The 23,058-nt window shown below is 65.1% G+C and carries 23 protein-coding genes and 1 pseudogene; 16 read left to right on the forward strand and 8 right to left on the reverse strand.

The genetic code is table 11. The annotated features are described in order from the left end of the window. The first annotated feature begins 13 nt into the window (after positions 1 to 13). The 3 genes and pseudogenes from ACVJ19_RS22430 (at position 14) to ACVJ19_RS22440 (ending at position 2,731) form a co-directional block, all read left to right on the forward strand. Positions 14 to 775: a hypothetical protein gene (locus ACVJ19_RS22430; RefSeq protein WP_453951163.1), complete on the forward strand. Its 762-nt coding sequence runs from the start codon at positions 14 to 16 to the stop codon at positions 773 to 775. A gap of 156 nt (positions 776 to 931) precedes the next feature. Then, positions 932 to 1,270 (forward strand): annotated as a pseudogene (locus ACVJ19_RS22435) (WG repeat-containing protein); the annotation flags it as partial. A 48-nt stretch (positions 1,271 to 1,318) separates the two neighbouring features. After that, a complete protein-coding gene (locus ACVJ19_RS22440) occupies positions 1,319 to 2,731 on the forward strand; it encodes a WG repeat-containing protein (protein ID WP_453955184.1) in 1,413 nt (470 codons plus the stop codon). Between the two features lie 11 nt (positions 2,732 to 2,742). On the opposite strand, the gene ACVJ19_RS22445 is transcribed toward ACVJ19_RS22440, so the two are convergent. Further along, on the reverse strand, positions 2,743 to 3,627 hold the full coding sequence (locus tag ACVJ19_RS22445) for a LysR family transcriptional regulator (RefSeq protein WP_453951164.1): 885 nt from the start codon (positions 3,625 to 3,627) through the stop codon (positions 2,743 to 2,745). A 69-nt stretch (positions 3,628 to 3,696) separates the two neighbouring features. On the opposite strand from ACVJ19_RS22445, the gene ACVJ19_RS22450 reads away from it, so the two are divergent. Then, on the forward strand, positions 3,697 to 4,524 hold the full coding sequence (locus ACVJ19_RS22450; protein WP_453951165.1) for an MBL fold metallo-hydrolase: 828 nt from the start codon (positions 3,697 to 3,699) through the stop codon (positions 4,522 to 4,524). Positions 4,525 to 4,569: 45 nt separating this feature from the next. Here the strand turns inward: ACVJ19_RS22450 and ACVJ19_RS22455 are convergent, their stop codons facing one another. Continuing rightward, a complete protein-coding gene (locus ACVJ19_RS22455; protein ID WP_453955185.1) occupies positions 4,570 to 5,457 on the reverse strand; it encodes a LysR substrate-binding domain-containing protein in 888 nt (295 codons plus the stop codon). A 134-nt stretch (positions 5,458 to 5,591) separates the two neighbouring features. On the opposite strand from ACVJ19_RS22455, the gene ACVJ19_RS22460 reads away from it, so the two are divergent. The 5 genes from ACVJ19_RS22460 to ACVJ19_RS22480 all read left to right on the forward strand — a co-directional run bounded on the left by ACVJ19_RS22460 (position 5,592) and on the right by ACVJ19_RS22480 (position 11,300). Next, positions 5,592 to 6,350 carry an SDR family NAD(P)-dependent oxidoreductase gene (locus tag ACVJ19_RS22460; RefSeq protein WP_453951166.1) on the forward strand — a complete coding sequence of 253 codons (759 nt, stop codon included), beginning with the start codon at positions 5,592 to 5,594 and terminating at the stop codon, positions 6,348 to 6,350. 22 nt (positions 6,351 to 6,372) lie between these two features. Further along, a complete protein-coding gene (locus ACVJ19_RS22465; RefSeq protein WP_453951167.1) occupies positions 6,373 to 7,218 on the forward strand; it encodes a transketolase in 846 nt (281 codons plus the stop codon). Further along, entirely contained in the window at positions 7,215 to 8,225 is a 1,011-nt protein-coding gene (locus tag ACVJ19_RS22470) for a transketolase family protein (RefSeq protein ID WP_453951168.1), read from the forward strand. Before ACVJ19_RS22465 ends, ACVJ19_RS22470 begins: the two co-directional genes overlap by 4 nt. 160 nt (positions 8,226 to 8,385) lie before the next feature. Beyond that, positions 8,386 to 9,411 carry a TRAP transporter substrate-binding protein gene (locus ACVJ19_RS22475; RefSeq protein WP_453951169.1) on the forward strand — a complete coding sequence of 342 codons (1,026 nt, stop codon included), beginning with the start codon at positions 8,386 to 8,388 and terminating at the stop codon, positions 9,409 to 9,411. Further along, positions 9,408 to 11,300 (forward strand): TRAP transporter large permease, encoded by a 1,893-nt coding sequence (locus tag ACVJ19_RS22480; protein ID WP_453951170.1) that lies wholly within the window; start codon positions 9,408 to 9,410, stop codon positions 11,298 to 11,300. Before ACVJ19_RS22475 ends, ACVJ19_RS22480 begins: the two co-directional genes overlap by 4 nt. A 9-nt stretch (positions 11,301 to 11,309) precedes the next feature. Here ACVJ19_RS22480 and ACVJ19_RS22485 read toward each other — a convergent pair whose 3' ends face one another. The 3 genes from ACVJ19_RS22485 to ACVJ19_RS22495 form a co-directional block, all read right to left on the reverse strand. Beyond that, a complete protein-coding gene (locus ACVJ19_RS22485) occupies positions 11,310 to 11,900 on the reverse strand; it encodes an amino acid synthesis family protein (protein ID WP_453951171.1) in 591 nt (196 codons plus the stop codon). A gap of 7 nt (positions 11,901 to 11,907) precedes the next feature. Beyond that, positions 11,908 to 12,771, reverse strand: a complete 864-nt coding sequence (locus ACVJ19_RS22490; protein WP_453951172.1) for a fumarylacetoacetate hydrolase family protein — start codon at positions 12,769 to 12,771, stop codon at positions 11,908 to 11,910. Positions 12,772 to 12,867: 96 nt separating this feature from the next. Next, positions 12,868 to 13,569, reverse strand: a complete 702-nt coding sequence (locus ACVJ19_RS22495; protein WP_453951173.1) for an FCD domain-containing protein — start codon at positions 13,567 to 13,569, stop codon at positions 12,868 to 12,870. Between the two features lie 120 nt (positions 13,570 to 13,689). On the opposite strand from ACVJ19_RS22495, the gene ACVJ19_RS22500 reads away from it, so the two are divergent. From ACVJ19_RS22500 to ACVJ19_RS22510, 3 genes are all read left to right on the forward strand, one after another. Beyond that, entirely contained in the window at positions 13,690 to 14,688 is a 999-nt protein-coding gene (locus ACVJ19_RS22500) for a zinc-dependent alcohol dehydrogenase family protein (RefSeq protein ID WP_453951174.1), read from the forward strand. Positions 14,689 to 14,699: 11 nt separating this feature from the next. Then, complete coding sequence (locus ACVJ19_RS22505; RefSeq protein ID WP_453951176.1) at positions 14,700 to 15,602, forward strand: VOC family protein; 903 nt, start codon at positions 14,700 to 14,702, stop codon at positions 15,600 to 15,602. A 126-nt stretch (positions 15,603 to 15,728) separates the two neighbouring features. Then, the gene (locus ACVJ19_RS22510) at positions 15,729 to 16,706 is read left to right on the forward strand and encodes a tripartite tricarboxylate transporter substrate binding protein (protein WP_453951177.1); all 978 of its coding nucleotides are present in this window, start codon (positions 15,729 to 15,731) and stop codon (positions 16,704 to 16,706) included. 26 nt (positions 16,707 to 16,732) lie between these two features. Here the strand turns inward: ACVJ19_RS22510 and ACVJ19_RS22515 are convergent, their stop codons facing one another. Further along, positions 16,733 to 17,812 (reverse strand): Cj0069 family protein, encoded by a 1,080-nt coding sequence (locus ACVJ19_RS22515; RefSeq protein WP_453951178.1) that lies wholly within the window; start codon positions 17,810 to 17,812, stop codon positions 16,733 to 16,735. 414 nt (positions 17,813 to 18,226) lie between these two features. Here ACVJ19_RS22515 and ACVJ19_RS22520 point away from each other — a divergent pair, with 414 nt between their 5' ends. After that, complete coding sequence (locus ACVJ19_RS22520) at positions 18,227 to 18,460, forward strand: hypothetical protein (protein WP_453951179.1); 234 nt, start codon at positions 18,227 to 18,229, stop codon at positions 18,458 to 18,460. Between the two features lie 42 nt (positions 18,461 to 18,502). Next, complete coding sequence (locus ACVJ19_RS22525; protein WP_453951180.1) at positions 18,503 to 19,390, forward strand: DUF1259 domain-containing protein; 888 nt, start codon at positions 18,503 to 18,505, stop codon at positions 19,388 to 19,390. Positions 19,391 to 19,411: 21 nt separating this feature from the next. Here the strand turns inward: ACVJ19_RS22525 and ACVJ19_RS22530 are convergent, their stop codons facing one another. Next, positions 19,412 to 19,819, reverse strand: a complete 408-nt coding sequence (locus ACVJ19_RS22530; RefSeq protein ID WP_453951181.1) for a GFA family protein — start codon at positions 19,817 to 19,819, stop codon at positions 19,412 to 19,414. A gap of 172 nt (positions 19,820 to 19,991) precedes the next feature. Next, entirely contained in the window at positions 19,992 to 20,792 is an 801-nt protein-coding gene (locus ACVJ19_RS22535; protein ID WP_453951182.1) for an IclR family transcriptional regulator, read from the reverse strand. A 166-nt stretch (positions 20,793 to 20,958) separates the two neighbouring features. On the opposite strand from ACVJ19_RS22535, the gene ACVJ19_RS22540 reads away from it, so the two are divergent. Both ACVJ19_RS22540 and ACVJ19_RS22545 read left to right on the forward strand, forming a co-directional pair. After that, positions 20,959 to 22,119, forward strand: a complete 1,161-nt coding sequence (locus tag ACVJ19_RS22540; RefSeq protein ID WP_453951183.1) for an aminotransferase class V-fold PLP-dependent enzyme — start codon at positions 20,959 to 20,961, stop codon at positions 22,117 to 22,119. Positions 22,120 to 22,141: 22 nt separating this feature from the next. Continuing rightward, positions 22,142 to 23,044, forward strand: coding sequence for an amino acid ABC transporter substrate-binding protein (locus tag ACVJ19_RS22545; protein ID WP_453951184.1), 903 nt, complete (start codon positions 22,142 to 22,144; stop codon positions 23,042 to 23,044). Positions 23,045 to 23,058 lie beyond the last annotated feature (14 nt).

The raw sequence follows: 23,058 nt of genomic DNA on the forward strand, positions 1-23,058 counted from the left end.
CCGGCTTTTTGCAATGCCGGACCTCATCCGCCATATCCGGCCTTTCGTATCGGCCGCCTTGCTCGCGTTGCTCGCCGCGATGCTCGGCGCCTGCAGCGGCGGCGATTTCGGCCGCACCCGCGCTGACATGCGCAGCGACGACATGCATCGCTGGCTGGGCGCCGAAGCCACCGGCAGCGTCGGCCTGAGGCCCTCGCAATTCCAGCTCACCGACGAGGAGCGCCAGCTTCGCGACCTCGCCTATCCCATGATCGAGCCGCCGCTGTCGCGCCCGGCCTGGAAGAGCGTGTTCGGCGATTACAAGCCGCTGCCCTCGCCCTGGCGGCAGAAGATCGTGTTCGACCGCACCATGTACGGCCGCACGCTGATCGACGAGCCGCACCGCTCGCACTCCTCGCGCTATGCGCAGCTGATCGAGGACGTCCGCAACGACATCACCCGCTTCGAGCCCTTCTTCGCCTCCGCGATCCGCGTCATCGATCTCGACAGGAAGCGCGATGCCAGCATCGCGCGCGTCTCCGCGCTCTCGCCGCGGGAGAGGGACGATGCGGTCGCGCGCATGCAGGAGAACTCGCTGATCGTGCAGTGGGTGCAGCAGTGCCTGGAGCAGCGCGTCTCGTCGTACCGCTGGGCCCTGGAACGCCTGGTGATCCAGGCGCCCGACGGCATGGCGGCCGATGCCGACCGCCTGATCGGCGAGCTCGCCGCCCAGACCGCCAACCCCCCGGTCATGAGCCAGCCGCCCTACGGGCGCGCGGTGGTCTCGAAGGGCTGAGCGGAGCTTGGCCCGCCTCACGGTCACGGCATTTAGTGCAATGAAGTAACGGTCGATTTGGCAAAACCGCCAAATGCCCGACACCAACGTCAAGCACGAGCTAAAAATCGCCGAAGTTGAGCCTATCGTATCAGGCTCGTCGGAGGTTGTTCAGTCTTGAACAGATGCTTTGGTCTGCTAGCCGGTGTCGCCGTTGTCCTTGCGGCAACGCTGGCCGATCGTGCGCAATCCGCCCAGCCTCTGCCCGCTCCCATCGCGGCGGGATCCGACGATCTGGAGAGTCAGGCCCGCAAGCAAGGCGCGTCCCTGATCCCCACCTGCCGATTTGAAGGTGCTCGCTGCGGCTATGTTGATGCTAGCGGCAAGACCGTCATCGCGCCGCAGTTCGATTGGGTCGATCTGTTCGTCGGCGACCGCGCGCTGGTCGGCAGCAGTGGGAAATATGGCGCGATCGACACGACCGGCCGTTACGCGATAGCCCCGACCTATGACTCCATGAGCAGGTTCGATCGCGGCCTGGCGCTGGTCGTCGTCGGAAATCGCTTGGGCGCCATCGACAAGGATGGTCAGATGATTGTGCCTGCGGAGCACGGCGCGATCATTCGTATCGCCGATAACGCCTTCCTGGTCGCAGAGCCGCCCTATGCCAATGTTGGTAGACAGCCAAACTCGCTGGGCGATCGCTTGGCCCCTTATGCATATGGCAAGCGATGGGGCATCGTTGTCGGCGGTGGGAACTGGATAGTGCAGCCGAGGTTCGCGAAGGTGAGCCTGCTGTCGGAAGACTTGATCGGGCTGTTCTGGGCAGCGGACTCCGCACGCGATAATGCTCGGTGGCAATTGATGGGATCGGATGGCAATCCCGTCAGCAACGAGCTGTTCGACCACGTCCAGCTCATTCAGCGCGCCGACGATCGCGCGATCGTGCAGCGGGGCGGGCGCTGGGGCGCCATCGATGCCAAAGGGAAGATCGTCGTTGACCTGAAATTCGACTGGCTCGGATATTTCCGTGACGGCTGGGCTCCGTATCGGCTGGGAGGACGCGAGGGCCGGATCGACCGCGACGGAAATGTCCTGTCGAATGGAGCGGCCCAACCCACCGCTCTCAGCCCGGACGTCAAGCTCGGCGCCGTCGTCGATGGCAAGACTTTGTACACCAACAAGGCTGGCACAGAGCTGCTCGGCTCCGATCGTCCCAAATGCCCGGACGGCCGCCATCTTCGTTTCGAGCAGAGCCGCTGGACGATCGTGACGGCCGACGACAGGCCGGCGCCAGACGTCGCATTCCAATACGTGCACCTCGCATGCGATGGCCCGTCGATTGTCCAGCACGATGGCAAATGGGGTTTCATATCGGTCGACGGCAAGCTTCTGGCGGACCGCTATTTCGATCGGGCCGAAGCATTTCACGACGGGATTGCAATGATCGTCGACAGCGGACAGTGGGCCGTGATCGGGCAGGACGGGTCGCCGCTGCTCGGGCCGCTGAAGCTCGCGAGGGGCACGACGACCAGCGGAAGCGGGGAATACAGCATCGAATTCGAGGAGGGTTACAGGACGCTCGACAAGGCGTTGCTTGCTGAACTGATGCGAGATCCCAGTGTCTTGACGCGCCGTCTTGCGCCGCGCTTGCCGTGGTCGGAAGGACTCGCCGCGCAGCTTGACGACAAGACCGGCAAATGGGGCTTCATCGATGCGACGAAGACTTTCGTCATTGCGCCGCAATTCGATGCGGTCAGCCCGTTCCGGCAGGGGTCTGCCTGGGCTGCGTTTCCTGATCGTCGCGAATGGTGCCCGATCGACAAGACAGGGAACATCACCTCTGTCGCGCGGTGTCGATGTGGTCAGCCGATCATGATTCTGGAGCACTACACGCCGCCGCCCAACATCGCTTGCTATGACGACGGCATTCGCATCGTTCGTGGAACGCCGGTCATCCGCGGAACGGCACGCTAGCAACTCTTTCGTCAGAGTCTTCTGCCAGGAGCCTTGCGTGCGGTCCGATCGGACTTTCGCCGCTGCTTCTGCAGCTTCCCCACAAACTCCTTCAGCGCGTCCGACAGCGGGGCCGATGCGCGGTAGGCGAGGCCGACTTCGCGCTTCACCTTGACCTCGATCTCGCGCACCGCGACATCAGGGTTGCTGCGTGCCACGCCTTCCGGGACGATGGCGACGCCGACGCCGGCGGCCACGAGCGCCATCGCCCAGTCCTCCGATTGCGCGATCGCGGCCGTCTGGCGCCGCTGCGCATTGCGGCCAAAGAATGCGCTCTGCTCGCAATGGCAGCGGTCGATCAGGGGCACGTCAGCGAGATCGGCGGCGCGGAGCTTCTCCTTCAGCGTCAGCGGATGCGCCGGCGGCAGCGCCGCGACATAGCGCTCGCTCCACAGCGCGACGAAATGCTCGTCGTCGCACAGCATGGTCTTCGCGATGATCCGCGCATCGGCGCGCTCGTCGCTGCCGACGAGGCGGAGCGCGACATCGCTGCGCGCCGTCAGCGGTTTGAGCAGTGCGATGGTGCGGGGCACGTCGAGCGTGCGCATCAGGCCCAAGGTCACCGTGGTCTTCGTGCTCGGCTTCCTGAACAGGCTGCGCGCGGCATCGGCCTCGTCGATGATGCGGCGGGCGAGGATGTGAAACTGCTCGGCCGACGCGGTCGGCGCAACGCCCTTCTTGTGCCGGATGAACAGCGTGGTGCCGAGCTCGGCCTCCAGATGGGTGATCGCGGTCGAGATCGACGGCTGCGACACGAAGCAGGCGCGCGCCGCGGCGGTCAGATTGCGCTCGCGGTAGACGGCGGCGAAGTAGCGAAGCTCGCGATGTCCATAGGATAGACCTAGAGATAGTATCAATATTCGATATTTTACCTATGGATTACGTGGTGGCAAGACCGCGCCTGTCACAACAGGCGAGGGTCATCCATGAAAATCCACCATCTCAACACCGGCACGATGTGCCCGGTCGGCCGCCGCCTGGTGAACGGCACCGGCAGCCTGTTCCAGCGCGCCCGCCTGGTCTGTCATTGCCTGCTGGTCGAGACCAATGACGGCCTCGCGCTGGTCGATACCGGTATCGGCCTTGGCGATATCGCAGCGCCCGGCCGGCTGGGACGGCGATGGCTGCGGCAGACCGCGCCGAAGCTGGATCCAGCCGAGACGGCTGTGCAGCAGGTCAAGGCACTTGGCTATTCACCGGCCGACGTGCGTCACGTGCTGCTGACCCATCTCGACCGCGATCATGCCGGCGGCGTGCCCGATTTTCCGCAAGCCGCGATCCACGTCCATCGCGCCGAATACGACATGGCGGTGCTGCGCAAGCCGGCGCCGCCGGAGGGGCGTTATGTCACCGGGCAGTGGAGCCATGGACCGCGCTGGGCATTCTACGATGAGCCCGGCGAAGACTGGTTCGGCTTCAAGGGCGTGCGCGCGCTCGGCGACAAGGAGGCGGACGTGCTGATGATCCCGCTCGCCGGCCACACGCTCGGCCATTGCGGCATCGCGGTGCGCTCGGGCGACAAATGGCTGCTGCATGCCGGCGACAGCTATTTCCACCACGGCCAACTCGACGCATCGCCGCGCGTGCCCTTGATGCTCGGCTATTTCCAGCGCAAGGGCGACATGGACCGCAAGATGCGGATCGCCAACCAGGCGCGGCTGCGCGCGCTGAAGCAGGAGCACGGCGACCGGGTGAGGATCGTCAACAGTCACGATCCCGTGGACTACGAGCGCTGCCGGTGCGGGACGCACTAGGTGTTGAAACCAGAGCCGACCGTTCGTCGAGGCGACCGGACCGGATCAAGCTGAGCCGCCCGCCGCAAGCTCACGCGTGATCCACTCGGCAAAAACGCGGATCGGCCGACGCTGCTGGCTTGCGCGTGGAAAAACGAGATGATGGCCGACATAACGGATGTCGACCGAGCGTCCGGCAAGGGGCGCAACCAACCGCTTCGTCGCGATCTCGCGTTCGGCAAGCCGCGTTGATTCCAGCGTCACGCCGAGGCCGCTCGAAGCCATCGCGATCGCCAGGAAGCTGCGATCGAAGCGCATGCCGTGAATGGCCGGCGCTTCGAGCCCGTTTGCGGTGAACCATTGGTGCCACTGCACCTGCTTCACGTCCGAGCGGATCAACACCTGGTCGAGCAGGTCTTTCGGTTTGCGGATTTTTTTCGCGAGTTCGGGGGTGCAGAGCGGCGTCACGGTTTCTTCACCCAGCGAAACGACCTCGACGCCCTCTGCCCTCGGCTGGCCGTACACGATGTCGATGTCGAAGTCGTCGTTGCTGAACCGCGCATATTCGGTGTTGGCGGCAAGCCGCACCTCGAGCTTCGGCTCTGCGGCCATGAAGCGGGCGAGGCGCGGGGCAAGCCATTGGGCGGCAAAGCTCGGCGCGCAGTGCACCCTCAGCAATTGCGGGCCGCGGCCTGCGACCTCTTCGATACCCCGGCGCAGATTGTCGAACGCGGCACCCGCATGACGCATCAGGTTCTCGCCCGCCGGTGTCAGCCGGACCGCCCGGGCGCTGCGCTCGAACAACGTGGTGCTCATCGCGCTTTCGAGCTTGCGAACGGCGTGGCTCACCGCGCTCGGGGTGAGATGAAGCTCGTTCGCCGCGTCCCGGAACGAGCCGGTGCGTGCAGCCGCCTCGAAGGCGCGGATGGACGATATCGGAATACTGGACAGCAACATCGGACAAGTGAACCAAATTCATCTATGCAAGACAACAGCGCGTTTGTGGGAAAGCGGGCAGCGGCATAATCAATCTGGTCAAGAACAGCGGCGCCTTCGGGGCCCGGCAACAGCCATTCAGGGAGGAGCGAATGCTGCTACGCGGCAAGACTGCAATCATTACAGGAGCCGCCTCTCCGCGGGGCATTGGACTTGCAACCGCCCGCCGCTTTGCGGCCGAAGGGGCCCGGGTCGCCATTCTCGACATCGACGGCCCTGCGGCGGAAGCCGCCGCGCGCAACCTTGAATCCGCAGGCGAGCCGCATCTCGGCCTCGCCTGCAACGTCACTGACAGGCAGGCGTGCATCAAGGCCGTCGAGGCGGTCATCGCAAAATTCGGCCAGATCGACATCCTCATCAACAACGCGGGCGTGACCCAGCCCGTGAAGCTCCTCGACATCAAACCCGAGGATTGGGACCGCATCCAGGATGTCAACCTCAAGGGCATCCTGTTCCTGTCGCAGGCCGTGATCCCGCACATGCAGAAGCGCAAGACCGGATCGATCGCGTGCATGTCGTCGGTCTCCGCCCAGCGCGGCGGCGGCATTTTCGGGGGACCGCACTATTCGGCGGCCAAGGCCGGCGTGCTCGGGCTTGCCAAGGCGATGGCGCGCGAGTTCGGCCCCGACGGAATCCGCGTCAACTGCGTGACGCCGGGCCTGATCGGCACCGACATCACCGCCGGCAAGCTCACCGACGAGATGAGGGCGAAGATTTTGGAGGGAATTCCGCTCGGCCGGCTCGGCGAGGCTGCTGACGTCGCCGGCATCTACACTTTCCTCGCCTCCGACCTCTCGGCCTACGTGACCGGCGCGGTGGTCGACGTGAACGGCGGCATGCTGATCCACTGAGCGGAGGAGGGGAGAAACCATCATGGCAACACCGACACTCGCAAACGCGCCGACGCTTGTCCAGCGCGCCCGCAACATCCGCCGCAACGCCTTGCTGATGGGCGAAGTCCAGGGCCAGGGCTACATCGCGCAGGCGCTCGACATCGCCGATGTGCTGGCGGTGGCTTACTTTCACGCGATGCGGTTTCGCGCCGAAGATCCAGCCTGGGAAGGCCGCGATCGCTTCCTGCTGTCGAACGGACACTATGCCATCGCGCTCTATGCGGCCCTGATCGAGGCCGGGATCATTCCCGAGGCTGAACTACAGACCTACGGCTTCGACGAGAGTCGCCTGCCGATGTCGGGCATGGCGTCCTATACGCCGGGCATGGAGATGTCTGGCGGCTCGCTGGGCCTTGGCCTTGGCATCGCCGTCGGCATGGCGCTCGGGCTGAAGCGCAAGAAATCGGCCGCGCGCATCTTCACGCTGTTCTCGGACGGCGAGCTGGACGAGGGCTCCAAATGGGAAGCCATCATGTCGGCGGCCCATCACAAGCTCGACAATCTGATCGCAATCGTCGACGTCAACAATCAGCAGGCTGACGGTCCCTCGAAGCAGATGCTCGGCTTCGAGCCGCTGGTGGACAAGCTCGAGGCGTTCGGCTGGTTCGTGCAGCGCGTCGACGGCAACGATCTCGATGCGGTGGTCGGGGCTTTCGATGCCGCGATGTCGCATGCCGGGCCGAAACCCCGCATGGTCGTCGCCGACACGTTGATGGGCAAGGGCGTTCCCTTCCTCGAGCAGCGCGAGAAGAACCACTTCATTCGCGTGGAGCCGCACGAATGGCAGCTCGCGCTGTCTGCACTGAACGCGGGAGACCAGTCATGAAGTCCGCCGGATCGACACCGCCCGGAAAGCCGCGCCTGACCACCTCGGCCATGATCGCCTCGATCGCGGCAGAAGGGCAGCGCACCAAGCCCGCCCCCTTCGGCCACGCGCTCGTCGAGCTCGCGCGCAGCCGCGAAGATATCGTGGGCATGACTGCCGATCTCGGCAAGTACACCGACCTGCACATCTTCGCGCAGGCCTTTCCCGATCGCTACTACCAGATGGGCATGGCCGAACAGCTCCTGTTCGGCGCAGCCTCGGGTCTGGCGGCTGAAGGCTTCATGCCGTTCGCGACCACCTATGCGGTGTTCGCCTCGCGCCGGGCCTACGACTTCATCCATCAGACAATCGCGGAAGAAGACCGCAACGTGAAGATCGCCTGCGCGCTGCCGGGCCTGACCTCGGGCTACGGGCCGAGCCACCAGGCCGCCGAGGACCTCGCGCTGTTTCGCGCGATGCCCAACATGACGGTGATCGACCCCTGCGATGCGCACGAGATCGAGCAGATCGTGCCGGCGATCGCTGCGCATCGCGGACCGGTCTATATGCGGCTGTTGCGCGGCCAGGTGCCGCTGGTGCTCGACGAGTACAACTACCGTTTCGAACTCGGCAAGGCTGCGCTTCTGCGCGACGGCGCCGAGGTCCTGATCATCTCCTCGGGCATCATGACCATGCGCGCGCTGGAGGCGGCCCAGGCCCTGTCGGACGACCGCGTCAACGTAGGCGTCCTGCACGTGCCGACGATCAAGCCGCTCGACACGGAGGCGATCCTGCGTGAAGCAGGCAAGCCCGGCCGCCTCGTCGTCGTCGCCGAGAACCACACCGTGATCGGCGGTCTCGGCGAAGCCGTCGCGGCGCTGCTGATGCGTTCGGGCGTCCATCCGGCCTTCCGGCAGATCGCGCTTCCGGACGAATTTCTTGCCGCCGGCGCGCTGCCGACGCTGCACGACCGCTACGGCATCTCGACCGCAGAAGTGAAGCGGCAGATCAAGGAGTGGCTGCGCTAGCAGCCGGCTTTCACGACCGACTCGACAGACATGCTTCGCAGCATCGCTGCGATGAACGACGGCTGCTGTCCAATGCCGGCGCATCGAGAGCCGGCCAGCTGCAATACGCGCCGGCGAAAGCCGTCGCGGCAGATCAATCGATGCCCAACAGGAGGAAACAATGTCCTTGCGCAAGCCGACCAATCTCAGCCGCCGCAAGTTGCTCATGGCCGGCGCGGCCGTGCCGCTATGTGCCATTCTCACCCGCCCGGCCTCGGCCGCGGAGTTCACCTACAAGCTCGCGACCGGCCAGGACCCGACGCATCCCGTCAACGTCCGCGCCAAGGAAGCGGTCGACCGCATCCGCGAGGCGACGAACGGCCGGCTGGAGATCAATTTGTTTCCGGCCAACCAGCTCGGCTCCGACACCGACCTGCTGACGCAGGTCCGCAACGGCGGCGTCGAGTTCTTCAACCTGTCGTCGCTGATCCTCGCGACGCTGGTCCCGGCGGCGGGCATCGTCAACCTTGGCTTTCTCTTCACCAGCTATGACGCGGTCTGGAAGGCGATGGATGGCGAACTCGGCGCCTATATCCGCGCACAGATCGCCAGGACACCGATCATGGCGGTGTCGAGCCCCTGGGACAACGGCTTTCGCCATGTCACCTCGTCCGGGCGTGAGATCAGGACGCCGGAGGATCTGAAGAACTTCAAGCTGCGCGTGCCGGCGGCGCCCAATCTGACATCGCTGTTCCAGGCGCTCGGGGCGGGACCCGCGCCGATCAACTTCAACGAGGTCTACTCCGCGCTGCAGACCAAGGTGGTGGACGGGCAGGAGAACCCGCTGCCGATCATCGCAACGGCCCGGCTTTACGAGGTGCAGAAGACCTGCTCCCTGACCGGGCATGTCTGGGACAATTACTGGATCCTCGGCAACAAGCGCGCCTTCGAGAAGCTGCCGAAGGACGTGCAGGAGATCGTGACGCGCGAGCTCGATCGTTCGGCCAAGGACGAGCGCGCCGACGTCGCCAAGCTCAGCGAATCGCTGCGCGCCGATCTGACCGCCAAGGGCATGCAGTTCATCGACGTCGACCGCGGCGCGTTCCGCCAGGCGCTGGCGAAAACCAGCTTCTATGCCGACTGGAAGACCAAGTTCGGCGATGAGGCCTGGGCGCAGCTCGAGAAAGCGGCGGGCAAGCTGTCATGACCGCGATCAACCATATGCCTGAGATCGATCAGGGTGCCGCAACTGCGGCATCGCAGTCTGGTGTGCAGCTGTGGGCCGCCAGGGCCAACAGGCTGCTTGGACATGTGGTTGCGATTCCGGCGGCATTGCTGGTGCTGGCCGAGATCGTCGTGTTGTCCGCCGGCATCGTCGGACGATACGTTTTTCACGCCCCGATCATCTGGGCCGACGAGCTCGCCGGCATCCTGTTCCTGTGGCTCGCCATGCTGGGATCTGTGATTGCTTTCCAGCGCGGTGAGCACATGCGGATGACCGCCATCATCGGGATGCTCGGCGCGGACGCCCGCGCGTTTCTGGATGTCGTTGCCGCCGCGGCCTCGTTGGCGTTTCTCCTGCTGGTGATCCACCCGGCCTACGAGTTCGCGGCCGACGAAGTGTTCGTCACGACCCCGGCGCTCGAGATCGTCAACAGCTGGCGTGCTGCGGCGTTACCCGTCGGCATCGGCTTGATGCTGGTCGCGGCGGTGCTGCGGCTGGTTCGCATCGCGGGCCTGAGGGATCTGCTCGCCGCGGTTGCGCTCGTTGCCGGGATCATCGCGACGCTGGTGCTGGTGGCGCCGGTGCTGAAACCGCTCGGCAATCTCAACCTGCTGATCTTCTTCGTGGTCATCGTCGGTGCCATGGTCCTTGCGGCGGTGCCGATTGCATTTGCCTTTGGCCTTGCAACCGTCGGCTATCTGGCCCTGACGACGAGCACGCCGGATGTGGTCATCATCGGGCGGATGGACGAGGGCATGAGCCATCTGATCCTGCTGGCGGTGCCTCTGTTCGTGTTCCTCGGCCTGCTGATCGAAATGACCGGCATGGCGCGTGCCATGGTGGGCTTTCTCGCCAGTCTGCTCGGACATGTGCGTGGCGGTTTGCACTATGTGCTGGTCGGCGCGATGTACCTGGTGTCGGGAATCTCGGGCTCCAAGGCGGCCGATATGGCCGCCGTCGCGCCCGTGCTGTTTCCCGAGATGACCAAGCGGGGCGCCAGACCCGGCGATCTCGTCGCGCTTCTTGCCGCAACCGGTGCCCAGACCGAGACCATCCCGCCTTCGCTGGTGCTCATCACGATCGGCTCGGTGACGGGCGTGTCGATCGCTGCGCTGTTCACCGGCGGCCTGCTGCCCGGCATCGTGCTCGCCGTCGGCCTCTGTGCGGTGGTCTGGTGGCGATACCGCGGCGAGAACCTGTCGCATGTGAAGCGGGCGACGGGCAGGGAGATCGGCCGCGCCTTCGTCATCGCGATTCCGGCGATGGCGCTGCCCTTCGTCATCCGCGCGGCCGTGGTCGAGGGCGTCGCGACGGCGACCGAGGTGTCGACCATCGGCATCGTCTACTCGGTCCTCACGGGGCTCCTGATCTATCGGCAGTTCTCCTGGCGCCGGCTGTATCCGATGTTGGTGGAGACCGCGTCGCTGTCCGGCGCGATTCTGCTGATCATCGGTGCTGCGACCGGGATGGCGTGGGCCCTGACCCAATCGGGTTTCTCGGCATCGCTCGCGAAGTTCATGACCGCGCTGCCGGGCGGAACACCGGTCTTCCTCGGCGTGACGATCCTCGCATTCGTCATCCTCGGCAGCGTGCTGGAGGGCATCCCCGCCATCGTTCTGTTCGGGCCGTTGCTGTTTCCGATCGCCCGCCAGGTCGGGGTGCACGAGGTGCACTACGCGATGGTCGTCGTCCTCGCCATGGGCATCGGCCTGTTCGCCCCGCCCTTCGGCGTCGGCTACTATGCGGCCTGCGCCATTAGCCGCATCAGTCCCGACGAAGGCATCAAGCCGATCGTCGGCTATATCGTGGCCTTGCTGATCGGCACGCTCGTGGTTGCCGCGATACCCTGGATTTCGACCGGCTTCCTGTAAGGCGGCGCGTCAGCGCTGCCCGTCGTGCACGGAGATCCCGGACGCTGCGAGTCCCCCGATGCGCGCATGCGGCCTACCGCCGGTTGCCATCACGAGGCCGAAGGCGATCTCGTCACGGCGTGGCGCATCCCACAGCGTCATCTCCGCGGTGCCGAAATGGCTGCGGACATAGGCGGCGTGGATGTGGCCGAGCGGCACCATCAGGCGCGTGCCGGGACCGCCGATGGTCTTCGCCGCCGGCACGATCGCCTTCGGCTGTCCTTTGGGCTGTCCCAGCACCTCGCGCATGCCGTGGCCACCGGCCTCGTGCCAGACGGCGCCGTGCTCGAGCTCGCCGTCCTCGCCGACGATGATGCCCTTGCCATAGGCTTCGATCCGCGATGCGCCGCCGAGCTGTGCGATCAGCCCGGTTGCGAGTTCGCGCCCGAGCTCACGCAAGGAGGCCTGGAACGGCATCAGGTCAGGCTCATAGCGGCCGGCGAAGGGATTGCGGATCACTGCGATCGCGGTCCCCACCAGCAGCGGTTTTTCCAGCCGGGGCCCGCGCTCGTGCCAGACGGTCTCGACGCTGAGTGCGGTCTTGCGAATGTCGTGAGACATGCGGGTCTTACGCCTCGTCCACGACGGGATTGCTGAGCACGCCGATGTTCTCGATCTCGACCTCGACCACGTCGCCCGGCTTGAGGAAGATCGGCGGCTTGCGGGTGAAGCCGACGCCGGCCGGCGTGCCGGTGGCGATGACGTCGCCGGGCACGAGGTCGAAGATGGTTGAGCAATATTCGATCAGCCGCGGGATCGAGAAGATCAGCATCGAGGTGTCGGAGGACTGCACGGTCGCGCCGTTCACGCGCGTCTCCAGCTTCAGCTTGGTGGGATCGCCGATCTCGTCCGGCGTGACCAGCCACGGCCCGAACGGGCCGGTGCCGACGAAGTTCTTGCCGGAAGCGATCTGCTGGGCGTGGCGCTGCCAGTCGCGCACGCTGACGTCGTTGTAGATCGAGTAGCCCGCGACGTGATTCCAGGCATCGGCCTGGCTGATGTGGCGGCCGCCCTTGCCGATGACGACGGCGAGCTCGCCCTCCCAGTCGAAATTGTCCGAGACTTTTGGCCGGATCACCGGCGCGTTGTGCGCGACCTGCGAGCGCCAGACCCGCAGGAAGATCGGCGGGAATTCGGTGATCTCGCGCTTCATGCCGAACGCCACCGCCTCGTTGTGGTGGTCGAGATAGTTGCGCACGGCGCAGACGATCTTTTCCGGGCGTGGGATCACCGGCAGATATTTGACGTCGCTCAGCGCCACCGTGGGCTTGTGCCCGGCAACGATGGCCTCGCGGCGCGCGTAGTCGTCGCTGCCGAGGAAGTCGGCGAGGGTCGGGTACTGGGGCAGGGCGCGGCCGAGATCCACCACGCCGTTTTCGACAACGGCGCCCCAGCTTTCCCGATTTCCGTCCAAGAACGACAGCAGCTTCATGGTTTCGCCCCCAAGGGTTTCGATTTTCGATCTTTTGTATTATTTTCGAAAATGAGGCCGGGCGCAAGCCCAGTGTACGTGAAATTGCCGGCGCGCCTATTCGGAGTCGAGCAGATGGCCGGCGTATGTCGCCACGTTGTCGGAGGTCGAGCGGATATGCGTCTCGATCAGTTGCACGGCGAGATCGGCATTGCGCGAGATCGCGGCCAGCATGATCGCCTGATGCTCGCCGGCCTTGTCGCGCGGACGCGGCCGGAAATTGGCGGACAGGTGCCGGTAGCGCTCGGCGCGGTCGAACAGCTCGGCGCGAATGGCCAGCAGCGTTGCCGAGCCGCAGGCGGACACCAGCGCCTGGTGGAACTGGCGATGGGCGATCTTCCACTCGGGATCGCGCAAGGGATGCTCGGGGTCGCGCTGCTCGATCCGCTTCAAGCGGTGCAGCGTCGAGATCACGGCGATTTCCCAGTCGTCATTGCCGCGTTCGATCGAGCGGCGGATCAATTCTACCTCGATCAGCACCCTTGCGTCGGTGACCTCCACCAGATCCTGGCGGCTGACCGGCGCCACGCGAAATCCGCGCTGCTCCTGGGCGTCGACCAGCCCTTCCGCGGCGAGCGCGGTCAGTGCCTCGCGCAGCGTCGTAAAGCTCGCGCCGAACCGTTCGCGCAAGACGTCGAAGCGCAGCGGCTCGCCCGGCGCAAGGCCGCAGGCAATGATCTCCTCGCGCAGCCGATGGGTGATGTCGGCGGCGATGGTCTTGCCGAATTCCTTGCGGGGGCGAATGGCGCTGTCGGACATGGGTCTGCCAATGAATCGATGGCTCAAGATGCCGCGCCAACGACCATCTTGCAATAATTTTCGTAAACGGTATTATTTTCGAAAATACGGTTTCAGAAGTCGTCTGGGGAGCGTGGAGACATGAGGGCAGTGCTGGTGCGTCAGCCGGGTGGGCCGGATGCACTTGAGGTGGTCGAGCTTCCGGTGCCCGTGCCGGGGGCCGGGCAGGTGCAGATCCGGGCCGAGGCGTTCGGGGTCGGGCAGCCCGACGCGCTGATCCGGCGCGGCGTCTACAAATGGATGCCGCCGCTGCCGGCCAATCCCGGCAACGATGTCGCCGGACGCATCTCCGCGCTCGGACCCGGCGTCGAGGGACTTGCCGTCGGCCAGAAGGTGCTGCTGAGCGCCCGCGATCTGTCCCAGCGCGGCGGTTGCTACGCCGACTACGTGGTCGCGCCCGCCGATGCCGTTCACGCACTGCCCGACCATGTCGATCTGCAAGCGGCCGTGTGCCTGTCGAACTACCAGGTCGCCTACGCGCTGCTGCACGAGTGCCGCCATCCGCGCGCACCTAGCAGCGCACTGGTGATCGGCGCCGCCGGCGGCGTCGGCACCGCGCTGGTGCAACTGGCTAAGCTCGCTGGGATGACCGTGATCGGTACGGTCTCGACCGAGGAGAAGGCCGCGTTCGCGAAGGCGAACGGCGCCGATCACATCATCTTCTACCGCAGCGAGGATGTCGTGGTGCGGACGCGCGAGCTGACCGAGGGCGAGGGCGAGGGCGTCGGCCTCGTGCTCGATCACGTCTGCGGGCCGGAGTTCACCGGCTATCTCGGCGCGCTCGGCAAATGGGGCACGCTGCTGTCGTACAACGCCTTCGCCGGATTGCCGGAAGAGAATCTGATGGCGGCAATGCGCAACCATCTCGACATCTGTCCGGCCGTGCGCTGCTTCTCCTTCCACATCTACGACCACGATCGCGACGGCCGCCGCGCCCTGATGCGCAGCGTGATCGATGCGCTGAGCCGCAATGCGATCAAGCCGGCGATCTCGGCGGTGCTGAAGCTCGACGAGGTCAGGAAAGCCCATACGCTGCTGGAGCAGGGCTCCGCGCTCGGCAAGATCATCATGACGCCATGAGGGGGTGGACGATGACACAAGCACCCATTGCACGCTTCACCCGGCTGCGGCACGCGACCTTCACCTCGCCCGATCCGGAGCGGCTGCTGGACTACTACCGCGGCGTGATCGGTCTCGGCCTCGTCGCCCGCGACGGAGGCCGCCTGTTCCTCGCCAACGAGTCCGAGCAGCTCTCGCTGGTAATCGAGCCCGGCGATGCCGCGCTGAAGAGCATCGCCTTCGAGATTTCCCCCGATGTCCAGCTGGAGGCGCTGGGCGCGGCGCTGAAGCAGGCGGATCTGCGGCCCGAGCTCCACAGCGATCCCCTGCCTGGGGTTTCCCGGCTGTTGTCTTTCAGCGACCCCGAAGGAACGCGCTTCGAATTGATCCAGGGCTGGACGCCGACGCCCGCGCAGGAGCGGATCGGCGCCCTCGCGGTCGCCAAGCTCGGCCATGTCGCGCTGCGCACGCCCGATCCGCAAGCCGCGTCGGAGTTTTACGCTGATGTGATGGGCCTGCGGGTCTCCGACTGGATCGAGGACCGCTTCGTCTTCATGCGCAGCGGCTTCGAGCATCACACGCTGAATTTCGCCCGTGCATCCGAACGCAGTCTGCATCACTTCGCCTTCGAGCTGCGGGGGCCCGAGCACATGCATCGCGCCTGCGATCACCTGGCGCGGCACAAGCTGCCCGTGCTGTGGGGCCCGGTGCGTCACGGCCCCGGCCACAACACTGCGATCTACCACCGCAATCCCGACGGCCATCTGGTCGAGCTGTTTTGCGATCTCGACCGCATGACCGACGAGGCGCTCGGCTATTTCGAGCCGCGCCCGTGGCACCGCGATCGTCCGCAGCGGCCGAAAGTCTGGGTCGGGCTGCCGCGCGACGTCTGGGGCATGCCGCCGTCGCCGGAATGCACGGAGTTCGCGCGCTAGAGCATGATCCGGAAAAGTGCGAAGCGGTTTTCCGAATAGATCATGCTCACACTTTAACGGCTCAGACGACGACTTGAAGACGCCGCACGCGCGGCCAAAGACATAACATCAAAGGGAGAAGCATCCATGCGAGGGATGAAGCGGCTTGCTGCGGCCATTTTTCTGCTGGGTGGTTGTCTTGCAACCACTCTTGCGGCGGCGGACACCTATCCGTCGCGCCCGATCCGCCTGCTGCACGGATTTGCCGCGGGCGGTGCGGCCGACACGTTGTCGCGCATCATCGCCGACGGTCTCTCGAAGAAGCTCGGGCAGCCGATCATCGTCGAGGCCAAGCCGGGCGCCGGCGGCAACATCGCCGCGGATGCCATCGCGAAAGCGGCGCCCGATGGCTACACGCTCGGGCTCGTCACCGGGGCGCATGCGATTTCCGCGGCGACCTACAAGAGCCTCGCCTACCAGCCGGCCGAGAGTTTCGAGATGATCTCGACGCTGGTCTATTACGCGCTCGTCATTGCCGTGCGCAACGATCATCCCGCAAAATCGCTCGGCGATCTCATCACTATAGCGAAGGAGAAGCCGGGTGCGCTCAGCTTCGGATCGGTCGGCTTCGGCAGCACGCATCATCTTGCGGGAGAGCTGCTGAATGCGGCGGCCGGCGTCGAGATCGTGCACGTGCCGTACCGCGGCGATTCGCAATCCGTCACCGCGCTGCTCGGCGGCGAAGTTCCCATCATTGTCGGCACGCCCGTCCTGCTCGCCCCGCAAATCCAGAGCGGCGCGGTCCGCGGCCTCGCGGTGACCTCGCCGGCGCGCACCGCGTTGTTGCCGGATGTCCCCTCGGTGCAGGAAGCCGGCATCAAGGGCTACGACGTGCGCACCTGGGCAGGGCTCCTGGCTCCGAAGGGCACGCCGTCCGCGATCACGGCCACGCTCAATGCGGCGACGCTCGAGGTGCTCAGGGACCCCGACATCAAGCAGCGCCTGGAGACGGCCGTCGGCGGCGAGGTCCGCGGCAGCTCGCCGGCGCAGATGAAGGCGCTGATCGAGACCGAGATCGTCAAATGGACCGGTGTGGTGGAGCGGGCGAAGCTCCCGAAGATCTGAGGCGAGGGAGCTTGCCCGCTGTCCCGCTATGCGCCCGAATGCACGCCTGCTGTCCGGAGCATGCGTTGCCTCACCGTCCGCGCGATCGCCGCCGGGGCCTCCTCGGGGATCGCAAAGCACGAGCTCGCGTTGATCTCGCACAGCACGTAGGTGTCGGCGCCGGCTGCATCTCGCGGTCCGTACAAAAAGTCCGCGTCCCAGATGACCGGCAATAACGGCTCATCGATGCCGAGCGTCGCCATCATCTGCGGCGTCCATTCGTCCTCCATCGCTCGCCGCAGCGCCTGGAATTGCGGCGCGTCGGGCCCGTGCATGATCCGCGGGCCCGGCTGCGCTTCAGGCGAATCCGGCCCCTCCGGTGGCGGTGGAATCAGGGCCTTGATCTTCTGATGCCCGAAGCCTGCGACCTTGGACCCGCTCATGTAGCAGCGGATCATGCCGTCGGGCAGGCGCGGCTGAAACGCCTGGTCGATGATGCAGCCGCCCCAGCCGAAATACGGCTCGCACCGCGCGAAGAGGGCGTCGATCGGCATGTCCTCGGGCGTGCTGCCGCGCTGCGCATGCAGCACGCGAACCATGCCGTCGGTGTCGGGCAGTGCCTCCACCTTCCAGACGCCCTGGCCGCCATTGCCGCGGTTCTGCTTCAGCACGCGCGGCCCGTCTGCGCGAAGGCGCGCTGGAAATTCGGTGCGGAAGCTTGCGGCGCTGTCATAGCGATGCGTGTCCGCGCCCCAGCCGAGATGACGTGTCCGGTAGAGCACCTCCTTGACGCCCATCTTGAAGATGATTTCGGGATGCGCGCTCACCCATGGCCCTTGCGCCGCGACGTCGCGCAGCAGGGCGTCGAGCCCGGCGCGCGTCTTGCCCTGGTGGATCGGATCGACCCAGACCAGCACGCCGTCAGCTGCGAGCAATTGATCGCGGACCGCGCTCGCGAAGCTTTCGTCGTAGATCACCGGCGAGGCTTCGATGCCGACGGCGGCGAGCGCTTCGAAGACGCGGACGAAGCGGCTGTTCTGCGCCGTGGCCTCGCGGCGCGCGGCAGCGTCGCCGCGTGAGAGGATGGCTACGGTCTGGCGGGGAGAGGAGTGACGTTCGGTGTCCATGCGCAAGCTCCACGTATTGGCGTGCTGCGCAGAGCTTGGACCGGGGTCTCAAGGGGAGTCTGCATTGTCCCCGTGCGGATTACCTTACGTGAGATGGTCTTCAGGTTTCAAGAGCGGTCGCCGTGGTTCCAACGAAGCGTAAAATTCTTTGTGAGGACCCTTAGGGAAGGGTGAGTTGACAGCTTGGCCACCCCGGCTTCTACTCGGCCTGTCGGGGATGTGCGATCTCCCCGTGAGGCGACATGCCCAAGAATCGCGTCCTGGTTCTCAGCAAGGACGCCGCATGTCATCAGCCACCCCGATATCATCCAACGCATCATTTCAGCTCATCGGTCCGGCGCGGCGCGTCGGCCTTGTCGATGCGTAACCTTGCGGAACGGACTTCACCTGGGGCGGGGACACAGGAGAACGACCATGCGCACACGGACAATCGTTCAGGCTTTCCTCATTCTGGCGTTGATGGGCGGCGCGTCTGCCGTACGCGCGCTGACCCAGGACGAGCTCGTCGCCAGGATCAAGGCGGCTGGTTACACCGAGGTCAGCGACATCAAGTCCACCGCAGAGGGCACGACCGCCAGGGCGATCAAGAACGGCAAGCAGGTGCGGCTCGTTGTCGACAGCAGCGGCCAGATCAAGGAGCGGAACTGAGGCGGCTCCGGAAACCGAATTCAAGCTAAAGGGAAGAGATCAATGCGCAAGACAATCTCGGCGCTGATGGTCATCGGCGCCTGCTTCATCGCGACCGCCCGCGCGCAGGATGTCGACTGGCAGAAGGTCGATGACGCGCTGGGCCGCAAGCCGGCCGTGACCGGCGACGTGCATCGCTACGGTTTTCCGCGCACGGACCTCACGGTGACGCTTGATGGCGTGACCATCAAGCCGGCGCTGGCGCTCGGCGGCTGGGTCGCGTTCAAGCCGGCTCATGGCGGCGTCATGGCGATGGGCGATCTGGTGCTGCTCGAGTCCGAGATCAACCCGGTCATGCTGAAGATGATCGCAAACGGGCTCGAGATCACGGCCGTGCACAATCATCTGCTCGGCGCGAGCCCGGCGACGTTCTACATGCACGTGGCCGGACACGGCGATCCCGTCAGGATCGCAACTGCGATCAAAGAGGCGCTCGCCGAAAGCAAGACGCCGCTGTCAGTGCCGGCTTCGACGGCCCCGCCGCCTGCCGTCGATCTCGACACGGCGCAGCTCGACCAGATCATCGGCGTCAAGGGACAGGCCAATGGCGGAGTCTATCAGTTCAACGTGCCCCGCCGTGATCCGGTCACCGAGCAGGGAATGCAGCTGAGCCCGGTCGGGCCGATGGGCGTGGCCACTGCCATCAACTTCCAGCCGACCGGGGACGGCAAGGCGGCCATCACCGGCGACTTCGTGCTGACCGGCGACGAGGTGAACCCGGTCATTAGGGCGTTGCGATCGCACGGCATCGCCGTGACCGCTCTTCACAGCCACATGCTGGACGAGCAGCCGCGCCTGTTCTTCATGCACTTCTGGGCGAACGATGACGCGATCAAGCTTGCGAGCGGCGTACGTGCCGCGCTCGACAAGACGGCCAGCACGAAGAGCTGATGCGTGCCGCTCGTCTCGCTGCTACGGCTGCGGAGGATAGCGGTCGAACGTCGGCAGCTCGTGCGCGCGCTCCATCCAGCGAAGGCGCTCGGCCACCTGGATGTGCATCGTCGCCGGTACGGCGTCGGGATCATCGTAAGTCGCGCTCTGGATGTCGATGACCCCGGGCAGCATGTTGGCGTTGACATAGAACAGGCCGGTGCCGCAATTGCCGCAGAAGAGCCGCCGGCCATGTTCGGAGGAATTGTAGACCTTGGGCTCACCCCTGGTCACCTTGACGGCGTCATCCGCATACATCGTCCAGCCGACGACCGGCGCGCCGGCATGGAGCCGGCAATCGCGGCAATGACACAACGCGTGAACGATCGCTTCGCCCTCGACCCGATAACGGATTGCGCCGCAGTGACAACCGCCGGTGATGGTGCTCATGCGTTCCTCCGATCGACGACAGGTTTTTCAGATCGATAGCTCCCGGGACTCGGCGCTTCAACGGCGCAGTCGATCTTAGATTGCGTCCTACTGTCGCGTGACAGCTGCTGCCATCATCCGCTGATGCTCTCTCGATCGCGGAAGGGCCGTGTGGAACTGCCGGAGGACACGTTCAAAGTTCCTCCGATCCTTCGCTTGCGCCGTCCTCATCATCTCCGAGGATTGTCTCCGACAGCAGCGCAGCGGCTTTCTGCAGTGGAGCTATGAACCGATCCAGCTCGGTGAAGCTCACGCGTGCCACGGGAACGGACACACCGAGGCACGCGATCAGCTCGCGATCCGGGGAGAGAATGGGAACCGCGCAGCCGACCACGCCTCTCACATATTCTTCGTTGGTCTTGGCCCAGCCGCGCTTGCGCGTCTCGTCGAGCACTTTCATCAGGCTCTCGACATCGACGATGGTCGTGTCGGTGTACTTGGTGAGCGCGAGCGCGCGGCACAGCTTCTCGCGCGCGCGCTCCGGCAAGCGGCTCATGTAGATCTTGCCGGTCGACGTGCAGTGGAGCGGGGCCGCTTCTCCCGGATTGAACTGGAGACCTTGGGGTTGCGACTCGCGGACGCTGTCGACATAGGCAACGACATTGTCCCGCACCACGCCGATCTCGCACTGCTCGCCGATTTCGGCGGCAACGGCACGGAGCACCGCGTGCCGGCGCGCGGTCCGGAAAGCTGCGCCGATGACGCGGGCCGACAGCGTGACCAGTTGATTGCCGACCACATAGCGCTTCGTTCCCACGGCTTTCTGAAGCAGCCCACGCTGCTCCAGATTCCCGATCAGCCGATGCGCGGTCGGCAGCGGAAGGGACAGCGCAGCGGCGATTTCCGCGACCGAGGCTGCCCTGGTCTGGCTGGCAACATAGCCAATGACCGCGAAGGCGCGGTCCAATGGTCCGTCGGTACTCGGCTGCTGCATTTTGCCGGTCTCACCTTGTTTCTATCAAATTATCATTTTTCGGAATTAAAACTACTGAAATATGAAAATTATGTAGGCGCTTTTGCGTCTTTGCCCATATCGTTGGCGTTGCGAGGCGGTGAACAGGATTTGTGCAGCGCGACCCGCCGCGGACGTGGAGATCGGGATGTCAGGCCACTACGACGTTGAAGCGGTGCGGAAGGAGTTTCCGGCTGCCGAGCGGATCACCTATCTCGACTCCGGCTTCCAGACGCCGCTTGCGCGTCCCGTCAAGGCGGCGATCGATCGTTTCCTGAGCGAAGGTCTCGAGAGCGCCGGCCCCAAGAGCGTCTGGCTCGATCGCGTCGAGCAAACCCGCGAGAAGCTGGCGCGGTTTCTCGGCGCATCGGCCGACGAGATCGCCTTCACCAAGAACACCTCGGAGAGCATGAACATCGCCGCGAATGCGCTGCCGCTGCGCGCCGGCGACAAGGTCCTGATGATCCACGGCGATCATCCAAACAATGCCTACGCATTCCTCAATCTGCGGCGCAAGGGCGTCACCGTCGAGTTCGTGCCGATGACGGAGGTCGTCGATGCCGACAGCATTCGTCCGCACGTCGACTCGAACACGAGGGCGATCTCGATGTCGCAGGTGACATTCCATGCCGGTCACCGTTTCGACGTCGAAAGCATCGGTGCCCTCTGCCGGGAGAAGAATCTCTATTTCGTCGTCGACGTGATGCAGGCGATCGGCGTCGTGCCGATCGATGCCAAGACGATGCGCGCGACTTTCATCGGGTCGGGCAGTCACAAGGGGCTGCTCGTGCCGCAGGGGCTGGGCCTGCTTTATTGGGACAAGTCCCGGACCGAGCTCGAGCCCGCCTATCTCGCGGCGGCGAGCCTTGCGGAAGTCCCGGCCGATCTCATCGCCCGGCCTGACAAGCTCGAGCCTGCCCCGAGCGCGCGCCGCTTCGAGCTCGGCAATTTCAATCTTCCGGCGATCCATGCGCTCGGCGCATCGCTCGACATGATCGAAGTGCTGGGCGTTGAGAACATCCAGAACCACTGCTTCGATCTCGGCGACCATCTCATCGCCCGGCTCGATGCGTTGGACGTTCGCCTCGTCGGCCCGCGCGCGCGGCAGCATCGCGCGCCGCACATCTACGTCATCGCGCTGCCCGCCGCCGAATGGCTCGGCCATTTCGAGGAGAATGGGGTCCGCGTGTCGCCGGAGCGGGACGGCATTCGCGTCTCGTTCGGGATGTTCAACACGATTGCCGATGTCGACCGCCTGATCGAGATCATCCGGCGGCGCGGCGTGAAGCCATCATCGAGGGCCGCATAGGCTGTTCATCAAGGAGACGTACATGACGAACTTTGCGCGTGTCTTGAGCATTCTGTCCGGCCTTGCGGTCCTTGGCGCTGTCAATGGACCCTCGGTTGCCGCCGACAGTCCAACGCTTGCCAGGATCAAATCGAACGGCACGATCACCATCGGCCACCGCGAGGCCTCCATCCCGTTCTCCTATCTCGGTCCCGACCAGAAGCCGATCGGCTTTTCGCTCGACCTCTGCGCGGCCATCGTTGAGCGCATCAAGGCGGAGACCGGCCTGCCCAATCTCAGGGTCAATTACGTGCCGGTGAACTCGTCCAATCGCATCCCGCTGATCCAGAGCGGCACCGTCGATATCGAGTGCGGCGGCACCGCGAATGACAGGAAGCGGCAGGAGCAGGTTTCGTTTTCCGTCGCCACCTTCGTCAGCCAGCCGCGCTGGCTGGTCAAGGCGGACAGCGGCCTGAAGACGGCCGGCGATCTCAAGGGCAAGACTGTTGTCGTCACCCAGGGCTCCAACGCCGTCGGCTTCGCGCAGGGCGTGAATGCGAAGGAGCAGCTCGGCTTCAACATCGTCCAGGCCAAGGATCACGCCGAATCCTTCCTGATGCTGAACACCGGCCGCGCAGCCGCCTTCATGGAAGACGACATTCTCCTCGCCGGCCTCAAGGCCGCGGCCCCGAAGCCGGATGCGCTGATATTTCTCCCCGAAGGTTACGCGAAGATCTATTATGGCCTGATGTTCACGAAGGGCGATACCGGCTTCAAGGCGCTCGTCGACGACGTGCTGTCGAAGCAGATGGCGTCGGGCCAGTTCGAGAAGACCTATGCGAAGTGGTTCACGAGGCCCATTCCGCCCAAGAATGAGAACCTGGCGTTCCCGCTGACGGTCGAGCTCACGGAGCGGATCGCGCATCCCAGCGACGCGGTCGACTAATTGCGGCATCGGCG

It is taken from the genome of Bradyrhizobium sp. USDA 376 (assembly GCF_054063675.1).

Excerpts from the sequence above, each read along its gene's own strand:
- ACVJ19_RS22475 (WP_453951169.1), top strand. The coding sequence starts at position 8,386 with ATGTCCTTGCGCAAGCCGACCAATCTCAGCCGCCGCAAGTTGCTCATG.
- ACVJ19_RS22535 (WP_453951182.1), bottom strand. The coding sequence starts at position 20,792 with ATGCAGCAGCCGAGTACCGACGGACCATTGGACCGCGCCTTCGCGGTC.
- ACVJ19_RS22465 (WP_453951167.1), top strand. The coding sequence starts at position 6,373 with ATGGCAACACCGACACTCGCAAACGCGCCGACGCTTGTCCAGCGCGCC.
- ACVJ19_RS22520 (WP_453951179.1), top strand. The coding sequence starts at position 18,227 with ATGCGCACACGGACAATCGTTCAGGCTTTCCTCATTCTGGCGTTGATG.
- ACVJ19_RS22460 (WP_453951166.1), top strand. The coding sequence starts at position 5,592 with ATGCTGCTACGCGGCAAGACTGCAATCATTACAGGAGCCGCCTCTCCG.
- ACVJ19_RS22515 (WP_453951178.1), bottom strand. The coding sequence starts at position 17,812 with ATGGACACCGAACGTCACTCCTCTCCCCGCCAGACCGTAGCCATCCTC.
- ACVJ19_RS22510 (WP_453951177.1), top strand. The coding sequence starts at position 15,729 with ATGCGAGGGATGAAGCGGCTTGCTGCGGCCATTTTTCTGCTGGGTGGT.
- ACVJ19_RS22480 (WP_453951170.1), top strand. The coding sequence starts at position 9,408 with ATGACCGCGATCAACCATATGCCTGAGATCGATCAGGGTGCCGCAACT.
- ACVJ19_RS22430 (WP_453951163.1), top strand. The coding sequence starts at position 14 with ATGCCGGACCTCATCCGCCATATCCGGCCTTTCGTATCGGCCGCCTTG.
- ACVJ19_RS22470 (WP_453951168.1), top strand. The coding sequence starts at position 7,215 with ATGAAGTCCGCCGGATCGACACCGCCCGGAAAGCCGCGCCTGACCACC.
- ACVJ19_RS22500 (WP_453951174.1), top strand. The coding sequence starts at position 13,690 with ATGAGGGCAGTGCTGGTGCGTCAGCCGGGTGGGCCGGATGCACTTGAG.
- ACVJ19_RS22495 (WP_453951173.1), bottom strand. The coding sequence starts at position 13,569 with ATGTCCGACAGCGCCATTCGCCCCCGCAAGGAATTCGGCAAGACCATC.
- ACVJ19_RS22530 (WP_453951181.1), bottom strand. The coding sequence starts at position 19,819 with ATGAGCACCATCACCGGCGGTTGTCACTGCGGCGCAATCCGTTATCGG.
- ACVJ19_RS22540 (WP_453951183.1), top strand. The coding sequence starts at position 20,959 with ATGTCAGGCCACTACGACGTTGAAGCGGTGCGGAAGGAGTTTCCGGCT.
- ACVJ19_RS22490 (WP_453951172.1), bottom strand. The coding sequence starts at position 12,771 with ATGAAGCTGCTGTCGTTCTTGGACGGAAATCGGGAAAGCTGGGGCGCC.
- ACVJ19_RS22485 (WP_453951171.1), bottom strand. The coding sequence starts at position 11,900 with ATGTCTCACGACATTCGCAAGACCGCACTCAGCGTCGAGACCGTCTGG.
- ACVJ19_RS22505 (WP_453951176.1), top strand. The coding sequence starts at position 14,700 with ATGACACAAGCACCCATTGCACGCTTCACCCGGCTGCGGCACGCGACC.
- ACVJ19_RS22450 (WP_453951165.1), top strand. The coding sequence starts at position 3,697 with ATGAAAATCCACCATCTCAACACCGGCACGATGTGCCCGGTCGGCCGC.
- ACVJ19_RS22545 (WP_453951184.1), top strand. The coding sequence starts at position 22,142 with ATGACGAACTTTGCGCGTGTCTTGAGCATTCTGTCCGGCCTTGCGGTC.
- ACVJ19_RS22525 (WP_453951180.1), top strand. The coding sequence starts at position 18,503 with ATGCGCAAGACAATCTCGGCGCTGATGGTCATCGGCGCCTGCTTCATC.